At 74.1% G+C, this 17,769-nt stretch carries 13 protein-coding genes; 9 read left to right on the top strand and 4 right to left on the bottom strand.

The annotated features are described in order from the left end of the window. Positions 1 to 25 precede the first annotated feature (25 nt). The 4 genes from ACGFZN_RS36110 (at position 26) to ACGFZN_RS36095 (ending at position 3,587) form a co-directional block, all read left to right on the top strand. Positions 26 to 583: a GNAT family N-acetyltransferase gene (locus tag ACGFZN_RS36110; protein WP_393862695.1), complete on the top strand. Its 558-nt coding sequence runs from the start codon at positions 26 to 28 to the stop codon at positions 581 to 583. 460 nt (positions 584 to 1,043) lie between these two features. Continuing rightward, on the top strand, positions 1,044 to 1,439 hold the full coding sequence (locus ACGFZN_RS36105) for a hypothetical protein (protein ID WP_393862694.1): 396 nt from the start codon (positions 1,044 to 1,046) through the stop codon (positions 1,437 to 1,439). Positions 1,440 to 2,301: 862 nt separating this feature from the next. Next, a complete protein-coding gene (locus tag ACGFZN_RS36100) occupies positions 2,302 to 2,709 on the top strand; it encodes a hypothetical protein (protein WP_393862693.1) in 408 nt (135 codons plus the stop codon). A 437-nt stretch (positions 2,710 to 3,146) separates the two neighbouring features. Continuing rightward, positions 3,147 to 3,587 carry a hypothetical protein gene (locus tag ACGFZN_RS36095; RefSeq protein WP_393862692.1) on the top strand — a complete coding sequence of 147 codons (441 nt, stop codon included), beginning with the start codon at positions 3,147 to 3,149 and terminating at the stop codon, positions 3,585 to 3,587. Between the two features lie 230 nt (positions 3,588 to 3,817). Here ACGFZN_RS36095 and ACGFZN_RS36090 read toward each other — a convergent pair whose 3' ends face one another. Continuing rightward, positions 3,818 to 4,501 (bottom strand): hypothetical protein, encoded by a 684-nt coding sequence (locus ACGFZN_RS36090; protein WP_393862691.1) that lies wholly within the window; start codon positions 4,499 to 4,501, stop codon positions 3,818 to 3,820. Positions 4,502 to 5,208: 707 nt separating this feature from the next. On the opposite strand from ACGFZN_RS36090, the gene mobF reads away from it, so the two are divergent. After that, positions 5,209 to 9,909, top strand: coding sequence for a MobF family relaxase (gene mobF / locus ACGFZN_RS36085; protein ID WP_393862690.1), 4,701 nt, complete (start codon positions 5,209 to 5,211; stop codon positions 9,907 to 9,909). Positions 9,910 to 9,948: 39 nt separating this feature from the next. Here the strand turns inward: mobF and ACGFZN_RS36080 are convergent, their stop codons facing one another. Then, positions 9,949 to 10,446 (bottom strand): hypothetical protein, encoded by a 498-nt coding sequence (locus tag ACGFZN_RS36080; protein WP_393862689.1) that lies wholly within the window; start codon positions 10,444 to 10,446, stop codon positions 9,949 to 9,951. Positions 10,447 to 10,605: 159 nt separating this feature from the next. On the opposite strand from ACGFZN_RS36080, the gene ACGFZN_RS36075 reads away from it, so the two are divergent. From ACGFZN_RS36075 to ACGFZN_RS36065, 3 genes are all read left to right on the top strand, one after another. Continuing rightward, positions 10,606 to 11,187 carry a CbrC family protein gene (locus tag ACGFZN_RS36075; protein WP_393862688.1) on the top strand — a complete coding sequence of 194 codons (582 nt, stop codon included), beginning with the start codon at positions 10,606 to 10,608 and terminating at the stop codon, positions 11,185 to 11,187. Positions 11,188 to 11,732: 545 nt separating this feature from the next. Continuing rightward, positions 11,733 to 12,311 (top strand): hypothetical protein, encoded by a 579-nt coding sequence (locus ACGFZN_RS36070; protein WP_393862687.1) that lies wholly within the window; start codon positions 11,733 to 11,735, stop codon positions 12,309 to 12,311. A 199-nt stretch (positions 12,312 to 12,510) separates the two neighbouring features. Then, positions 12,511 to 14,097, top strand: a complete 1,587-nt coding sequence (locus ACGFZN_RS36065) for a hypothetical protein (protein ID WP_393862686.1) — start codon at positions 12,511 to 12,513, stop codon at positions 14,095 to 14,097. 381 nt (positions 14,098 to 14,478) lie between these two features. On the opposite strand, the gene ACGFZN_RS36060 is transcribed toward ACGFZN_RS36065, so the two are convergent. Continuing rightward, positions 14,479 to 14,676 (bottom strand): hypothetical protein, encoded by a 198-nt coding sequence (locus tag ACGFZN_RS36060; RefSeq protein ID WP_393862685.1) that lies wholly within the window; start codon positions 14,674 to 14,676, stop codon positions 14,479 to 14,481. A 256-nt stretch (positions 14,677 to 14,932) separates the two neighbouring features. Here ACGFZN_RS36060 and ACGFZN_RS36055 point away from each other — a divergent pair, with 256 nt between their 5' ends. Continuing rightward, positions 14,933 to 17,515 carry a hypothetical protein gene (locus tag ACGFZN_RS36055; RefSeq protein WP_393862684.1) on the top strand — a complete coding sequence of 861 codons (2,583 nt, stop codon included), beginning with the start codon at positions 14,933 to 14,935 and terminating at the stop codon, positions 17,513 to 17,515. On the opposite strand, the gene ACGFZN_RS36050 is transcribed toward ACGFZN_RS36055, so the two are convergent. After that, positions 17,441 to 17,737, bottom strand: coding sequence for a DUF4259 domain-containing protein (locus ACGFZN_RS36050; protein WP_393862683.1), 297 nt, complete (start codon positions 17,735 to 17,737; stop codon positions 17,441 to 17,443). The two genes, ACGFZN_RS36055 and ACGFZN_RS36050, sit on opposite strands and share 75 nt — an antisense overlap. Positions 17,738 to 17,769 lie beyond the last annotated feature (32 nt).

The following is a 17,769-nucleotide window of genomic DNA, read 5'->3' as shown; positions in this document are numbered from 1 at the left end:
CTGACTGATACTCAGACCCACAGCTATGATTCCGCACGCGGACGGCGCTGAGAAAGAGCCTTGGCCGACCACGCGCTGGCTGTGTCGCCTGCGCCGCAGCACCAACCCGAAGCCGGTCGGCGTCGTCTTCGCGTCCTTCCCGGACTGGGCCCACGAGCACCCCCTCACCCGTGACGACCCCGCCCTGGCCGACCTGATCAGCCGAACCGCGATCCTCATCTACGGCCTGGCCGTCACCCCGCACCGCCGCCGGCAGGGCATCGCCCGCACACTGCTCACCGCGGCGGAGAACCAAGCCCGCAGCACCGGCTACCGGCTGGCCACCCTCATCCACCGGCCCGAACTCGCCCCGTTCTACGAGCGGTTGGGTTACACCAGCGCGCACCACGTGACGATTCCCATGCCGCACGCCGCACTGGGAGTGACCCAGCCACCGCCGTTCATGACCGCCGTGAAAGCCCTCCACCCCGGCGTGCGGATCCGTACGGTGCCCGGCGCCCCGGGCCCGGTGGTGACCGGCCTCCTGCCCGGCTGGGACATACCGCCCACCGCCCGCTTCGAAGACGGCGAACTCATCGCCTGACCGGCACCTGCTCGGCATGCCCCCGCGTCCCGCCCCGCCGGCCCCGCACGCACGGCCCCGCCCCCCCTGGGGGGCGGGGCCGTCCGCGTACCGACCGGCGCGCGCGGTCCGGCCCGGCCCGGTGTGCGGGAATGCGGCGGCTGGGGACGCGGGGTTGCGTGGCTTGCCGCCGCTCGGGTCAGAGTCAGGTCAGCCGGAACACCCCCAGCACGGATCCCCCTCCCTCACCCCGTGCCGAGGGTGACCGGCCCAGGCCGGGCCGCGCCAGCGCGGTCCCTCCTCGCCGCAAGGCGCGGCCCGGCTCCACCCGGCCCGGCCCCGCGCGGCCCGGTCACTCGCCCGGCCCAGCCTCGTCCCGGCCCCGGCCGGGCCGCCGCCGCGTCGGGTCGCCGGGCGAGTGGCCCGTCCCTTGCCGGTGCGTGCCCCGGCCCCGCTCCGCCCCCTGTCTTGGAGGACTTTGATGAAGGTGACACCCAGCGGCCACGTCCTGGAATTCCCTCACGTCCTGGACGAGCTACGAGCCACAGCAGCCCAGTGCAAGAACCCCGCCCACCTCGACTTCGTCAACACCGCGATCACCGCGTTCGAACAGGACGGCCCCGACGCCGAACCCCTCCTGAACGGCTGCCCCCAGCACACCGCACAACTGATCTTCGAGGAAGTCACCGAGGCCTACATCACCGCCGAACACGCCACACGCCTCCACGACCACAACACCACCCTGGTCCGCGACTTCCAACTCCCCTACACCCGCCACCGCCGCGCCCAGGCCCGCCGAGCAGAACACGAACGCCGCCTCCGAGACGCCACCGGCCTGGACAGGCTGCGCCTGCACCTGACCATCCCGGTCAACTGACCGCCACGGCCCCGCTCCGCACCCCCAGGGGGTGCGGAGCGTCCGCGTGCCGACCGGCCCGGCCTGACCGGCTGGGAGCGTCCCGGCCCGGTCGGGCCGGGCCGGGCGCGGATCGGGCAGCCGGGGGCGGGGGTTGCGTGGCTTACCCCCGCTCGGGCCACAGTCAGGCCAGCCGGTACGCCCCCCGCACGGACCCCCCTCCCTCCCGCGTGCTGTGGGGTGACCGGCCCAGGCCGGGCCGCGCCAACGCGGACCCCCTCCCGCTGTATGGCGCGGCCCGGCCACCCCCCTCAGTCAGCCGGTACGCCCCCGCACGGAACCCCCTCCCTCACCCCGTGCCGAGGGTGACCGGCCCGGCCGGGCCACGCCAACGCGGACTCCCCTCACCGCAAGGCGCGGTCCGGCCACCCCCCTCCGGCCCAGCCCGTACGGACCGCGCCCGGTCCGCCCGGCCACTCATCCGTCCGGCCCCCCAGTGTGCGAACCAGCCCCGCCCGGCCCGGGGTTGCGCCGCTAGACCCCCCACCGGCCACAGTCAGACCAGCCGGAACCCCGCACGGACCCCCCTCCCGTGCCGAGGGTGACCGGCCCGGCCGGGTCGCGCCAACGCGGACCCCCCACCGCACAGCGCGGCCCGGCCACACCCCCCTCAGTCAGCCGGTACGCCCCCGCACGGAACCCCCTCCCTCACCCCGTGCGCTGATGGGCGACCGGCCCGGTCGGGCCGCGCCAACGCGGACCCCCCTCACCGCACGGCGCGGCCCGGCCACCCCTCACCTACCGGCCCACGCCACCCCCGCACGAACCACGCCCCGGCCGCCCCGGCCGTCCGTCCGTTCACCGATCCCAGGGAGCCCCGCTCATGCCCAACGCCCGCCTCGCCGCCCGCATCCTGCGCGAGATCATCGAACACCCCGAGCACTACAACCAGGCCCACTGGGTCCACGGCGCCGATACCGTCCCACCCCACAACGACCTAGGCGGCGACGGTGATCTCACCTGCGGCACCACCCTGTGCATCGCCGGATACGCCGCCCACCTCACCGGCTACACCCTCACCGGCGAACTCGCCGCCAAGCCCGGCCACCGCAAACGCTTCATCTACGACGTCGCCCGCGCCGAACTCGACCTCACCGAAAACGACGCCACCTGGCTCTTCTGGGGCGGCCGCACCCCCGCCCAAGCCCACGCCGCCCTCACCCAACTCGCCGCCGGCGCGCCCACCATCGACCAAGCCACCATCCACCAGACCCACCCCACCGCCCCCTGACCCACCCCTCACGGCCCCGCACCCCGGCACCCCGGCACCACACGCCGTCCATCCGGCCCGGGGCCGTACCCATGCTCCCGGCCAAGCCTCGTGCCGTGGCACCGGGCGCGGGGCTCTACCCGTGCTCCCGCCCGGACCCTCGGGGTTCGCCGCCGTCCACCGGCGCCCGCGCCGTACCCGCTGCCGCCCCGGCTCGCCGCCACGCACCGGGCACGCGGCGGCCGTGGCCGTGCATCCGCACCCGCCATCCACCCCCGGCACACACACGACACGGGTGCGGGGCCGCCGCACGTGTATCCCGCCTCCAGGCACCCCCGCCCCAACCCGCCTCCCGCCCCCCGGCACCCCCACCACCCCACACCCCCCAACCCCACCCCCGCCCGGCCTACCCTCCCCCCAACCCACCACCAGGCCAGCACACAGAGCGGGGCAGCGCCGTGCAGCACGAGACCACCGTCAACGAACTCGCCCGCGTCCAGGGACTGTTCAGCACCGTCGACCACATCACCGTCCCCGAGACCGACCCCAACACCGGCATCACGAACGAGGTCACCCTCCCCCCGCCCCTGATCCGCCGCACCAAGCGCCGCGACGACACCACCTGGTGGATCCTCACACCCCCCGGCATCCACGAACGCATCATCGTCGCCGACCACGCCCCCGTCACCGTCTACCTCAAAGACGTCGACCCCGGCCGCTTCACCGGCCACCTCCCACCCCAGCAGCCCGCGACCTACCCCGCCCAGCAACAGCCGCCCGCCGCCTGGCAGCAGCAGCCCACGACCCACCCCGCCCCACCACAACCCACCGCCACCGCCCAGCCCGCCGCCGCACCCCACAGGCCCGCCGCCCCCTGGACGCAACACCCCCACGGCTGAACACCCCCACCCGGCCCCGGCCGCCGCACCAACGGCAGCCGGGGCCATCGCATGCCCAGCCCCCGCGCATGCCCAACCCCGCGCCCACGCGGAGAACCCCGGCCACACCCCGCCCCGCCCGCCCCGGCACTGGACCCACCAACCCGCCGGCCACGCCCTACCCGGACCACTCCGCCTCCCTCAGCCCCGGCCACCGGCACCGGACGCCACCGACCCACCGGCCGCGCGCCTCACCCGGACGACTCCGCCCACCCCGGCCGCACCCCACCCGCACCGCCCCCGGTACCGGACGTCACCGGCCCACCGGCCGCGACACCACCCGCAGCAGGACCCCCGGCCGGACCCGCACCACCGCCCGGCACCCCACCCCGCTCCCGGCCCGCCCCGGCAGCCTTCCCCTGCCCGCTCCCCGGCTCCATCCTCCCCACGCCGGCCGCCCGCTCCCCGGCCGGACCGGCCGCGCGCTCCCCGACCGGACCGCTCCCGGCCGCACCCTCTCTGGCCGCGCCCTCCCTGGCCAACGCCTCACGCCCCAACCGCCGCAACTCCTTCACCCGGTCCACCCCCACCCCCAACCGGCGCCCACACCCCGCCACCGTCTCACCGGCCTCCCCCATCGCCACCACCACCCGCGCCGCCGCCACCCGCGCCGCCTCGACCTTCACCCGCCCCCGCTCACGCACCCGACGAACCTCCTCCTCCACCTCAGCCACCACCCTCTCTTCGTCCTCCCGCGCCAACTCGAAATCCGCCACCAACTCATCCAGCTCCGCCTCCCGACGCCGCCGCGCCGCCTCCGCCTCCTCCGCAGCCCGCCGCTCCTCCGCCATCCGCGCCGCCGCCCGCTCCAACGCCGCCCGCCGCCGCGCCAGAACCCCACCCTTGCCCTTGCCCTTGCTCCGGTCAGCCGCCACCGCAGCCACCTCCCAACCACCTACGGCCCACCCAGCGCAGGCCACCGCGCGCCAGTCTCAGCCGCCCCCACCACCCCCACCCCGCCCGAGCCCGCAGCGTCCCAGCCCGTAACACACCCGCCACCGCGCCCGGTCCCGCCCACGGGACAGCAGCGCCGCACACCCGCCGCCACGCCCGGTCCCGCCCACGGGACAGCCGCGCAGCACACCCGCCACCCCGCCCGGCTCCGCCCACGGGGCACGCCCGCCGCCGCGCCCGCCCCCGGCAGCGGGACAGCCGTCGCGCTGACCCGACGTCGCGCACGGCCCCGTCCACGCGACGGCCGCGGGGGCACGCCCGCCGCCGCGCTCGGTCCGGATGGCCGTGGAGGCGTGGAGGGCGGGGGAGGGGAGTGCCCTGGAGGAGGGGGCGGATCGTGGTGAGTTGTGGTCTGGGTGTTGGTGGGTGTGTGGGTGTGGGTGGGTGTCGGTGGTGTGGGTGGTGGTGTGGCGTGGTGGTGGGTGGTGGTCGGTGGGTGGCTGGTGGGTGTGTGGTGGGTTGCCGCGCACCTCTGGCACTTTTGACGCGCCTGGCCGCCGCAGCGGTGGTTTTCCCGTCTGGTGGGACGAGTTGCAAGGTCGTGTCCGAAGCCCTGGGAGGTTCGGGACCCGGTGCCGTCCTGGACCCGCGGGGGCGTTGTGGGCGGTGATCTCCTGGCGTGGTGGGGATGACGGTGAAGGGGATCACGGCGGGGCGTGAGCGCTATTACCGGCGTGATATCGCTGTCGGGGACGGGGTGCGGGGCGGGGAGCCGACGGTGTCCTCGAGCGTGCCGGGGGTGCCGCCCGGGGTGTGGCACGGGCAGGCGGCCAAGGAGCTGGGGCTGTCTGGCATCGTCAGCGATACGCAGATGCGGGCCCTGTTCGGTCTCGGTATGCACCCCGACGCCGAAGCGATCACGGCCCGCGCTCTGGCCGGGGGTGCTTCGCTGAAGCAGGCGATGCGGGCGGCCAGGCTCGGGCCGGCCGTGCCGCAGCTCGCCGAGTCCTCCCCGCTGGATGAGGAGATCGAACGGGTCCGGCAGCACGTCAGCGAGGAGCTGTGCCGGCCGCTGACGAAAGCGGAGATACGGGATCTGCGGATGCGGGTCGCCGCGCACGCCTTCGAGGCCGAGTACCACCGCGCCCCCGCAGACGGCGCAGAACTCGGCCGCTACCTGGCCGCACGCACCGGCCCGCAGCGCAAGGCCGTCACCGGCTACGACCTCACCTTCGCCTCGGAGGAGCTGACGCTGCTGTTCGCGCTGGGCAGCCCCGACGTGCGGCGCATCGTGCTGGAGATTCAGGCCCAGGCCCGCTCGGAGACCCTCGCCTGGCTGGAGCAGAACTCGCTCGCGGTACGCACCGGCCCGGGCGGCATCGCCCAACTACGGGCCGAACCGGGGCTGCTGGCCACCGTCTACCTGCACTACGAATCCCGCGCGGGGGATCCGATGCTGCACGAGCACGCGGTGATCTCCCCCCGGGTGCGGGGGCCGGACGGGCGGTGGCGGAACCTGGACTCACGGCTCCTGCTGCGCGACGTGGTCGCGGCCAGCGAGCTGTTCAACCAGCGCTCCCTGGAACTGGCCTGCGCCCGCCTCCACCTGGCCACGGAGGAAGTCGAGGTCACCCCTGGGCAGCGGCCCGTGATGCGGATCGCCGGGATCGACCCCCGCCTGCGCGCGGTCTTCTCCCGCCGCGGCGGCGCGGTACGCACCATGGCCCAGGCCCTGTTCGACGACTACCGGCGCCGCCACGGCCGCCAGCCGCACGGCAGCTCCCGCTACGCCCTGCTGGAGCAGGCCCGCTCCCAGACCCGCCCGTCCAAGCGCAGGGCCCGCTCGCTGGATGAGCTGCTGGCCGCCTGGCGGCGCCGCGCGATCGCCGCCACCGACCGGGAGACGGTGGACAGTGTGCTGGCCACCGCGCAGGCCGCCGCCCGCCACCGGGCCACCCCGACGGCTGTGGACGTCGCCGTGGCGGCCGATGATGTCCTGGCCGCGGTCGCCGAACGCCGCACCACGTTCCACCGCCGCCACGTCCTGGCCGAAGCCCGCCGCTACCTGATGCGCACCCTGACCGGCACCACCGCCCCACCCGGCGCAGCCGAACAGATCACCGACCAGGTCCTCGCGCACCGGGACTGCCTGGACATCACCCCGCCCGAGATCAACCCTGCCCATCCGGACCTGCAGCGCCCGGACGGCACCAGCATCTACCGGCCCATCGGCTCCCAGACCTACACCACCCACTCCCTCCTGGCTGCCGAGAACCGGCTGCTGGCGGCCGCCCGCACGAACGTCATCCCGCCTGCCGGCCGGGGCACCTTCGCCCGCGTCGCCGCCCTGCACCGCGGCCCGATGGATGCCGGACAGCGCGCCCTGGCCTCCTCCTTCGCGCTGTCGGAGAAGCTGCTGCTGGCCGGTCTCGGCCCCGCCGGTGCGGGAAAGACCACCGCGATGCGGCTGGTGGCCCGCGCCGTGGATGCCGCCGGCGGCCGGCTCATCCCGCTCGCACCGTCCTCGAGGGCCGCCCAAGTCCTCAGCGACGATTTGAACCTGCGCGCCCACACCCTGCACTCCTGGCTCCACCACCGCGCCCGCGCGGCGGAGGGAAAGCAGGCCGGCGAAGACTTCCAGCTACGCCCCGGCGACGTCGTCCTCATTGACGAGGCGGGCATGGCCGGCACCCTCCTGCTCGACAAGATTCTGGCGGATGCGGCCGCCGCGGGTGCGGTGGTGCGGCTGCTGGGCGACCCGCACCAGCTCGCCGCCGTCGAAGCCGGCGGCGCCCTGCGCCTGATCGCCCGGGCGGGCGGCGCGATCGAACTCGACCAGCTGCACCGCTTCCGCACCCCCGGCGAGGCGGAGGCCTCCCTGATCCTGCGCGACGGCGAAGACAAGCACGAGGCGTTCACCTGGTACCGCGGCAAGGGCCGGATCGTCGCGGGAAGCTACGAGGCGATGTGCGACGCGGTGTTCACCGCCTGGGCCCACGACCTCGCCCGGGGCCGCACGTCGCTGATGACGGCCGCAGATACGGAGACGGTCACCGCGCTCAATGTGCGCGCCCAGGCCTGGCACATCGCCTCCGGCACCGTCGACACCCGCCGCAGCACCAGCCTGCGCGGCGGGCAGCACGCGCACACCGGCGACGTGATCGTCACCCGCCTCAACCGCCGCCGCATGCTCGTGCGCGGCGGCCGCGACTTCGTCAAGAACGGCGACACCTGGACCATCACCAAGATCCTGCCCGGCGGGGACGTGGTGGCCCGTCACACCCACCACCGCGGCCGCATCCGCCTGCCCGCCGCCTACCTCGCCACCCACTGCGAGCTCGGCTACGCCTCCACCATCCACCGCGCCCAGGGCATGACCGTCGACACCTCCCACGCCCTCGCCTCGGCCCGCTCCACGAGGGAAGGCGTCTACGTGCAGCTGACCCGCGGGGCGCGCACCAACCGCCTCTACGTCGCCCTCGAGGACGGCGACCACCTCGACGACGTTCTGCTCTCCATCGCCGCCCGCCGCCGCGCCGAGTTGTCGGCGACCGAATCCATCACCGCCCTGCAGCGCGAGATCAGCGCACCGGGCCAGCTGTGCGCGGAGTTCGCCGACGCCGGCGAACGCGCCACCCGCGCCCGGCTGACCGGCCTGCTCCAGCACGCCCTCGGCACCGACCGCGCCGCCTGGTTCATGGCCGCCGACGCCTACCCCGCCCTCATCCGCGCCCTGAACGACGCCGAACGCGCCGGATTCGACCTGCCTCGCCTGCTGGCCCGCACCGTCCCCCGGCGCGGCTTCGCCGACGCCCACGACCCCGCCGCCGTCCTGACCTGGCGGCTGCGCCAGCACCTGGACGACGCCGCCACAGCAGCGCAGACCGACCACCACCACCGTCCCCTGGCCGCGCTGTCCCTGGCCCAGCTGCACACCCTCAAACGGCTCGCCGCCGCCCACCGCGCCGCGGCCCGCGAGGCACTCAAGGCCGCCGACGCCGCCTTCACCCACCTGCCGTCACCCGTCACCACCCGCGCCGGCGACGCTCATCCCGCCTGGGACAAGCGCCCCTTCGGCGACCTCTCCCGCACCCGACTGGCCGCCCAACTCGCCCACGCCCGCGCCCAGATCCGCCACTCCCAGAGCGCGGGAGCACCGCTGTCGGACACAGCCCGGCAGGTCATCGCCGCCCTGACGGCCGAGTCCGAGCTGCGCCGCGCCCTTCACTGGAGGGACGCCGCCCGGGAGGACTACCAACGCGAACGCACCACCCATCACGCCGCCGCCGGCGGCTCCACCTCCCTGGCCGCCATCCGCCGCTCCCTGGAGCAGCGCCGCGCCAGCACCGTGCAGCGCCGGCAGTGGGCGCGCACCCACCTGGCGCGCGCCGATGCCGTCACCGGCAAGATCGACGCCGAACTGCGCTGGCGGGACCGCCTCCCCGACCACCCCCCGCACCAACCGAACCACCGCGCCGAGATCCCCGACTGGGTCGCCGACCGGCACGCCCTGACCCACCCCGACACCCCCGAGCACTGGCGCACGCACCTGGCCGAACGCCACCGCATCCTGGCCCGCTCACTCGCCGACCGCGGCCACACCCTCGCCGCACACCCGCCCGCCTGGGCACGCCCCCTCGGCCCGCCACCCCCCACCAGCTCCCCCCGCCGCCGCGCCGCCTGGGCCACCACAGCCGCCCTGGTGGAACTGTGGCGCACCCGCCACGCCATCACCACCGCCCCCGGACTGGGCGCGCGCCCCGACGATCCCGGCGACGCAGCCGCCTGGGACGCCCTCGATGCCCGCGTACGCGCCCTGACCGGACGACGCCGCCCCCACCACCACACCATGCTGCCGCCCGACGCCCCCGCGTCCGCCGTCATCACCGCGGCCCTCGCCCACCTCGACACACCCCCGCCTTCCGGCCCGCTGCCCGACCACCCCGCCCTGAACGACCCCACCAGCGTCGCCCCGCTCAACCACAGCGCCCGGCACGCCCAGACCGCCCGGCGTGCTCTGGCCGCCGTCCTCGCGGGCGAGGCGTTGCCGGAGGACTGGATGGACCAGATCAGCGCACCCGGAGCAGACGACGAAGCCGAACAGCGCACCTACACCAGGCTGCTGACCGCGATCGGCGACTACCGCCGCCGCCACCACCGCGCCGGCCCCGACCTCCTCGGACCACGCCCCCAAGGACTCGACGGCGACGAGTGGGACCACCTCACCGACGCCATCGACCTCTACACCCACGCCCGCGTCCAACACCGCCTGGAACAACTCCGCACCCGCACCCAGGCCGAACGCGCGGTCCTGCTGCCGCCCACCTCACCACTTCGCCAGCCGCCGCCCGGCCCAGACAGCCCAGGCCGGCGCATCCCCACCCGGTGAGAGACCGAGAAACCCTGCCGCCCCTTTTGAACCGGCCCGTCACGAGCTGTGCTGACGTCGCTCCGCGGCCTGAGCCGGGGTGTCGTAGTAGCCAGGCCGAGCCAGCAGGACCGAGCTGAAGTAATAGCCCTGCTCCTCATCCGGCTCATCGTCGGCTGCGAACGGACGCCAGAAACTCAGCAGCAAGTCAGGGGCGACGAACGAAGCAGCATCGTCGGCATCTTCTACGATCGCGGTGAATTCACCGACGCGCTGGACAACCCCGCGCGCAGCAAGCGCGAACACGTCCACGCCCCGGAACAGCACCCGATCCGTCTGTAGCGACGGCCGTCCCAGCTCGACGGCTTCCAGCTTGTCGCGCACACAGTGGATGCTGATCATCAGCCCGCTCGGACGGAAGACGTGCTGCCCCGGCCGGTCAGACGCCGAGACCGCAGACAGATCGCGCAGCGAGTTAAGCGCCGCGCCGGCGGCCTGCCGCGTCATACCGATCCGCAACGGGCCGACACCGCTCGGCGGGACGAGGTCGAAGTCCATACAGGCATGATCCCAAACAGATCCGGATGCAGCGCAGGCAGCAGATGAGGACGTTGACGTGGGAGCCAGCCGCCTGCAGCCAACTCTCACATCGGCGCGCTACAAGGACTCCGACACCGCCCTTGATCACCGAACCTGCGCGCGGACAGACTGCGCAGCATGGGATCAGCAGACACGACCGCCGGGCGCGCAGATCGGGAACCGGCGATGACTGACCGCCTGCCCGTCTTCCGCTATCACCCAGACCCCTTGGCAAGCGGGGCCATCCGCGCGGCCTGCGAGACGTGCGCCTGCTGCAAGCGCAACACAGCCTGGATCTACACGGCCACCTTCTACACCGCCCAGGACGTCAGCGGACGTATCTGCCCCTGGTGCATCGCAGACGGCAGCGCGGCCGAACGCTTCGCGGGGGAATTCACCGACTCCTACAGGCTCGACGGTGTCAGCGAGGACGTCCTGCACGAGGTCACCCGCCGCACCCCTGGCTTCCACGCCTGGCAGGATCCGCACTGGCTCGTCCACTGTCAGGACGCCGCCGCCTTCGTAGGCGAAGTCGGCTACAGCGAGCTGGCGGCATATCCCGAAGCCCTCGACCAACTCCGGGCCGACATGCGCCTCAACGGCTGGCACGACGACAGCCAGCTTGAGCACTTCCTGACCCACCTGGGCGAGGGAGCCAGCGCCATGCTGTTTTGCTGCACCGTCTGCGGCACCCACCTCGCCTACGCCGACGCATCCTAAAAGCCGTCTGCTGGGACGGGTCTGCGGCAGCAGATGAGGCCGCGACCGCCGTGCGTTGAGACGGCTTGGGACTGTCACCGCCGAATCCGCCTCTGTGGGACCGCTGCCTGTGCCCCAGCAGGGCGGACGTCGTGGGGGAGGCATTCAGCCTCTCGTGAGCGGCAGCTGCGCCCTGAAGTGAGTGTCGCGCTCCGCCTCGGAGAGGATCCGGGGGGCCGCGGCTTTCACCTGAGCCGGTACGTCACCGCGTTCCGCAACGAGCTTGTCGTAGATGGGCGCATCCCCCCAAGCATGCCGGATGCCGTCCTGCTGATTCACCTGCCGTGTCCCTTCCCCGAGTGCACAAACGGCCAGTGAGTCTACGGCTGTTGGACGGGACTGGTTACTTCAGCACCCCTCAGCCGGCCCCTTGGCGGGGCACGTGTGCTCGAGGAACGACGCGCGGCCCGGCGCACACGGCGCCAGCAACCGGGTGTCCCCATGGCCCCGCGGGTAGCAGATAGTGGACCGGCAACGCTTCCCTGAAACGAACGGACAACCCCCGCGTGACGACGGCGCACACCCCCACTTCCACCGAACGCGTGCCCGCACGGGCGTGGACGGTCCGGCTCACCGGACGCAGCGACCGCTCCGCCACGGTCTCCTGCAGCAACACCAACTGCCGGATGCCACCCCCCTCCAAGGACCTGGCAGCCCTGCGCCAATTCGCCGCCCGGCACGCCGCCGCCCACGCCAAAGCCGCCACCATCCATCCCGGCGCTCGCTGCCACTGCGGCGCCCACGGGTGCGCCTCCCACCCCCAGGCCAAGGCGCAGTGCGCGGGCACGGCCACGGTCCTGGTGCTGCGGCACGACGCCACGGTAGGGCAGGTCTGGAACGTTCAGCAGGTCTGCGGGGCCTGCGCCCGGCTGCTGCCGCACGCCACGGTCGTCGCCGGCGCGGCCGGCAGGCCGAACCGCACCGACGTAGCCCCTGCCGCCCAGGGGCCGGTCGCCCGGCCGGAGGTTCCCGGCGGGTTCTCCTCGCCCGCGGCCGGACCCACCGACACCCCGGCTGCTCCCGGCCGCAGGCGCGGCCGCGCCTCGCAGCGGCCACGCCGCCACCGCCCGACCGGCAAGCGCTGACCTACGGGCCCCCGCCTGCGCCCGCCTGCGTTCCGCGGGGCGGGACGCGCCGGGTGAGGGCCGTTCGTGTCGTCCCGCACGACGGACCAGCCCCGGGCGGCCGGCCACCGGCACGTCCCGGCACGGGCATGCTGCCGCCAGCCGCCGCCCGCGAAGTGGCTGCGCGGCGCCCCTACTGCCGAGCCCAAGGGTCCTTGCCGTGAGCGAAGAGCTGGCCGCCCCCGAAGACTTCCGCACCTGGCTGACCGAGCGGGGACCGGACGCCTACGCCCTGGCCTGGGTGGCCGACCGCGACGACACCACCGAAGCGGTGGGCGCCGACAGGCCCACCGTGGGACGCACCGGGATCGCCCGCACCGGCGCCGACCTCACCCGCATCACCGTGCACGAGGTCACCCACAGGCGGTCCGAGACGCTGCGCCGCTGGCTCCAGCTGGACGACGGCCGACGGCAGCTGGCGATCGTCACCGCCGACGCCGACGGATTGCACGAACACACGCCGGGCGAACTCGCCGTGCAGCTGATGCACGACCCGGACACCGACCACGCTCAGCTCACGCAGCACCTCGCCGACTGGCTCTACCGCCGCAACATCGACGCGGACCAGGGGCTCGAACTGGGGTGGATCGCCGCGGCCACCGCCTGGACCTGCCACCTGCGCGACCTTGCCGGCTACCCGCCCGCTTCCGTCCGCGCCCGCAGCCTCGAGCTGGCCGGCGATCTGGAGGAGGACACCGAGGCGCTGCTCGTCAGCGCCGGGCAGCAAACGAGCGAACTCCTAAACCGCATGGAGTACCCCTTTCGCTCCCGCGCCGAGCTCGTCGAGGACTGGCACGCCGCCGAGAACCTGGCCGCCGACGGCCCGGCCCTGCGCGCGGCGGCCGACTGGCTGCTGGACCAGATCGCCCTGCGCGATGCCGGCGCGCAGCAACTGCGGGCCGTCCTCGAACCGGACCTCACCGACTACGAACGCGACCAGCGGGTCGCCGGGCACGAGCCCGGCACCGCGGCTCCCCGGCTGGACGAGGAGCGCACCGCGCACCTGGCCCAGGCCCGTAGCGCGGTGCGCGCCTACACCGCCGCCGTCCACTCCGGCCGCGAGCAGGAGGCCCGGCAGATCCTCGAGGCCTTCCCTGTCCCCGCCCGCTCGCTCGCATCCAGCGGTCCGGCCGCCGCCTGGCGCCAGGAGTCGGCCACCGCCCGCCACGCGGTCGACGCTCTGGCAGAGCAGCGCGCGGCGACCACCGCCGAGGAGGGCGGCGATTATGTCGCCGACCCCGAACTCCTTAACGCCCGCACCCACTATCTGGCCGTGCGCGAAGCCCAACTGCACCTCATGCACGACGCGCTGGGACGCCTCGCCCACCCCGCCGAGATCCCCCGCCACCTGCCCGCCGAGCTCGCCGCGGTCGCAGCCGCCCAGATGCAGCGCCGCCTCATCGAGGCCTTCGGCACCACCGACCGCGCCCGCCAGATGCTGGAGGGACAGATCAACTACCAGCTCCAGCAGCAGCCGCCCCATACCCACCGGCACACCGCCACCCAAGCCGAAGCCGACCTGCTGATGCGAGTGCGCGAGGCGCTTGAAGAAGTCCCCGGCGCCGGCACGCCCCTGGACGCTGAGGACATCCGGGCGCGGGCGGAGCACTTCCGGGCCCGCCTGGAATACGCGATGGCCCGGCAGGCCACGCTCCGCCCGGACGGCACCGGCCGTGCCGTACCCACCGCACACGAACAGGCCCAGGCCCTGGCAGCGGGCAACACCACGCCGGGAGTGCAGCGGTGACCTGGACGCTGTGCACGACGATGGGCCTGCTGCTGCGGCTGACCGTCGCGCATCCAGCGCGCCCCGCGGCAGCTGGCGGCGGCCACCGCGGCCGTCCCGGGCCGTCTCCCCGCACGGGGGACCACGGCCCAGGTTGCGGGCGGCGGCACAGCTCGTTGCTCGGTGGCCGGCACGATGCGAGGACACAGGCTCCAGGGCCGGGAGCAGGCGCCCGGCATCCACAACGGCCGCACAAACTGAACGTCTCTGCATTCGGCTCGATGACTGTCTAGTGCTTCTGGTCCCGAGGGCAGGCGAGCGTGGTCTGCGGTTTTCCGGCGTGTCTGGCAAGTAGTTGAGCCAGGCGGGTGGTCGAGTAGGTGGCCGGCCAGCGCGTGGTGGTCAGGTCAGCAGGGTGGCGAAGGCGGCAGCCACGGTGGCGGCGAGGGTGATGACACCGGCGAAGGTGACGGCGGCGCGGGTGAGAGCGGCAGGGTAGGTGGCGCCGTCCATGCGGGCGAGCTTGCCCGCCCCGGCGGCGGCCATCAGGGCGACGACGATCACCAGTGCGGTGGTGAGGAGGGCGACGGCGACGTTCACGGCAGCTCCCGTCAGGAGGTGGGGTGTTGACGAAACGAAGGTCGCGGAATCCGTGTGCGTCATGGTGCGCCGGGACGAAGATGAACACCGGCGAACACATCACCACCGCGGGGGCGAGGACGTGCACAACGAACGGACCGGTCACACTGCGGATTCGGCGCTGGCCGAACTGCGCAGGATGCTGGGGAGCGGGCTGGCCCGGGCCGGGGTTACGAAGATTCAGCTCGTCGCTCGTACAGGGCTGAGTCGTACGACCGTGCAGCAGGCGTTCCAGGCCGACGGGCCGGTGCCGTCGGCGCATACGGTGACGGCGCTGGCCGGCGCGCTGAGACTGCCGGTGGGGGAGCTGCTGGCGTTGCAGCGGGTCGCGGCCGGTGGCGGGGACAGCGAACGGCCGGGACCGGGCCGGCCGATCGGGCTGTGGGATCCGCACGCGCTGGAGGTCCACCCGGCCGGTACCGCTCAGGGCGGTTCCGGTTTGCCGGTGCAGCGGGAACTGCCCACGTACGTGCCGCGCGAGCATGACCGGATTCTGGCGGAGGCGGTCCGGGAGGCTGGGCAGGGCCATAGCCGGATGCTGGTCCTGGTGGGCGGCTCGTCGACGGGCAAGACGCGGGCGTGTTGGGAGGCCGTGCAGCCGTTGGCCGAGCTGGGGTGGTGGCTGTGGCATCCCTTCGATCCCACCCGGGCGGAGGCCGCGCTGGAGGACCTGCACCGTGTCGGCCCGCGCACGGTGGTATGGCTGAACGAGGCGCACCACTACCTCGGCGACCTGACGGCCGGTGAGCGGATCGCTGCGGCCGTCCACCACCTGCTGACCAGCCCGCAGCGCGGGCCGGTCCTCGTGCTGGGCACACTCTGGCCCCAATACGTCCAGCAGTACACCGCCCTGCCCGCAGTGGGCGAGCCCGATCCGCACAGCCGGGTGCGGGAGCTGCTCGCCGGCCGCACCGTGCGGGTCCCCGACGCCTTCGACGCTCGCGCCCTGGCCGCGGCAACCGCATTGGCCGAGGGCGGTGACCGGTTGCTGGCCGACGCCCTTACCCGCGCCCGCGCCGACGGACGCCTCACGCAGGACCTCGCCGGTGGCCCCGCTCTGCTGGAGCGCTACCGCACGGGCAGCCCGGCCGCCAGAGCACTCCTGGAGGCGGCGATGGACGCCCGCCGCCTCGGCGTCGGCCTGCACCTGCCGCAGGCCTTCCTCACCGATGCCGCCCCCGACTATCTCCACGACAGCGACTGGAACCAGCTCACCGACGACTGGGCAGAGAAGGCCTACGCCGAGCTCGCCGAGCAGGTTCACGGCAAGCAGGCCCCCCTCAGCCGGGTCACCCCCCGACCGCGGCGGCGCCCACCCGGCCCCTCCACCGATGCCGCCGCCTCACCGCGCCCGTCGGGGCCGCTGTTCCGGCTCGCCGACTACCTCGAACAGCACGGCCGCACCGCCCGCCGCCACCTCTGTCCGCCCGCCTCCTTCTGGCACGCCGCCCACACCCACCTCACCGACCCCGACGATCTGTACAACCTCGCCGTGGAGGCCGAAAACCGGCACCGCCTGCAATGGGCCCACCACCTCCGACTCCGCGCCGCCGACCACGGCAGCACGCTCGCCCTGATCCAACTGGCGCTGATGCGGGAGGCGGCCGGGGATCGGGAGGGCGCCGAGAACCTGGCCCGGCAGGCCGCCGACCACGGCGACGCCGGCGCCCTGGTCCAGCTGGCCAACATGCAGGATGAGGCCGGGGACCGGGAGGGAGCCGAGAACCTGGCCCGGCAGGCAGCCGACCACGGCAGCACCGAAGCCCTGTTCCTCATGGCCCTGATGCGGGAGAGGGCCGGGGATCGGGAGGGCGCCGAGAACCTGGCCCGGCAGGCCGCCGACCACGGCAGCCCCGGCGCCCTGGCCCAGCTGGCCCGGATGCGGGAGGCGGCCGGGGATCGGGAGGGGGCCGAGACTCTCTACCGGCAGGCCGCCGACCACGGCAGCACCGCCGCCCTGATCCAACTGGCCCAGATGCGGGAGAGGGCCGGGGATCGGGAGGGCGCCGAGAACCTGGCCCGGCAGGCCGCCGACCACGGCGACGCCAGCGCTCTGGCCCAGCTGGCCTGGATGCGGGAGAGGGGCGGGGATCGGGAGGGGGCCGAGACTCTCTACCGGCAGGCCGCCGACCACGGCAGCACCCGCGCCCTGGTCCAACTGGCCCAGATGCGGAAGGCGGCCGGGGATCGGGAGGGAGCCGAGAACCTGGCCCGGCAGGCAGCCGACCACGGCAGCACCCGCGCCCTGGTCCAACTGGCACTGATGCGGGAGACGGCTGGGGATCGGGAGGGCGCCGAGAACCTGGCCCGGCAGGCCGCCGACCACGGCGACGCCGGCGCCCTGGTCGACCTGGCCCGGATACGGGATGAGGCCGGGGATCGGGAGGAGGCCGAGAACCTGGCCCGGCAGGCCGCCGACCACGGCAGCACCACCGCCCTGATCCTCATGGCCCAGATGCGGGAGGCGGCCGGGGATCGGAAGGGCGCCGAGACTCTCTACCGGCAAGCCACCGACCACGGCAGCACCGGCGACCTGGTCCGCATACCCCTGGCGCGGGAGAGGGCTGGGGATCGGGAGGGCGCCGAGAACCTGGCCGACCACGGCAGCACCGCCGCCCTGGTCGACCTGGCCCGGATACGGGCGGCGGCCGGGGATCGGAAGGGCGCCGAGAACCTGGCCCGGCAGGCCGCCGAGCACGGCAGCGCCCGGCAGGTCTTCCGCTGGTCAGGGTGGATCCTCACAAAGCTGTGGCCGTACGGCCTGGACCCGGACGGTACGCCGACGCCCCGATGGCAATGACCCACGTGGAGGCAGTTCGACGGAACCGAGGCCCCCGACGAGGGCAGCGGCCGCAACAGCCTCGGCCGCGACGTCGCTGTCCAGATAGCCCTGGGCGTCGATGGTGAGGACAAGGGCGCGGCGCACGATGCTCTCCCGCTCCGCCGCAGCGGCCTGATCCAGTCTGTGGGAGAAGTCCGCGGCAGCGTCGTTGTCGAAGTGGCCGGTGTCCCAGGTGCCCATGGTGTCTCCTGATCGCTCGGATAGGCCCGGGC

This window comes from Streptomyces sp. NPDC048192 (assembly GCF_043202415.1).
Taxonomy (GTDB): domain Bacteria; phylum Actinomycetota; class Actinomycetes; order Streptomycetales; family Streptomycetaceae; genus Streptomyces.
Note: the sequence above shows the minus strand (reverse complement) of the source record. Positions and strands in the feature narration are given on the sequence as shown.

What these genes read in the sequence shown, in the direction of transcription:
- ACGFZN_RS36110 (WP_393862695.1), top strand. Translation starts at nt 26, where the DNA reads ATGATTCCGCACGCGGACGGCGCTGAGAAAGAGCCTTGGCCGACCACG.
- mobF (WP_393862690.1), top strand. Translation starts at nt 5,209, where the DNA reads ATGACGGTGAAGGGGATCACGGCGGGGCGTGAGCGCTATTACCGGCGT.
- ACGFZN_RS36100 (WP_393862693.1), top strand. Translation starts at nt 2,302, where the DNA reads ATGCCCAACGCCCGCCTCGCCGCCCGCATCCTGCGCGAGATCATCGAA.
- ACGFZN_RS36080 (WP_393862689.1), bottom strand. Translation starts at nt 10,446, where the DNA reads ATGGACTTCGACCTCGTCCCGCCGAGCGGTGTCGGCCCGTTGCGGATC.
- ACGFZN_RS36050 (WP_393862683.1), bottom strand. Translation starts at nt 17,737, where the DNA reads ATGGGCACCTGGGACACCGGCCACTTCGACAACGACGCTGCCGCGGAC.
- ACGFZN_RS36075 (WP_393862688.1), top strand. Translation starts at nt 10,606, where the DNA reads ATGGGATCAGCAGACACGACCGCCGGGCGCGCAGATCGGGAACCGGCG.
- ACGFZN_RS36105 (WP_393862694.1), top strand. Translation starts at nt 1,044, where the DNA reads ATGAAGGTGACACCCAGCGGCCACGTCCTGGAATTCCCTCACGTCCTG.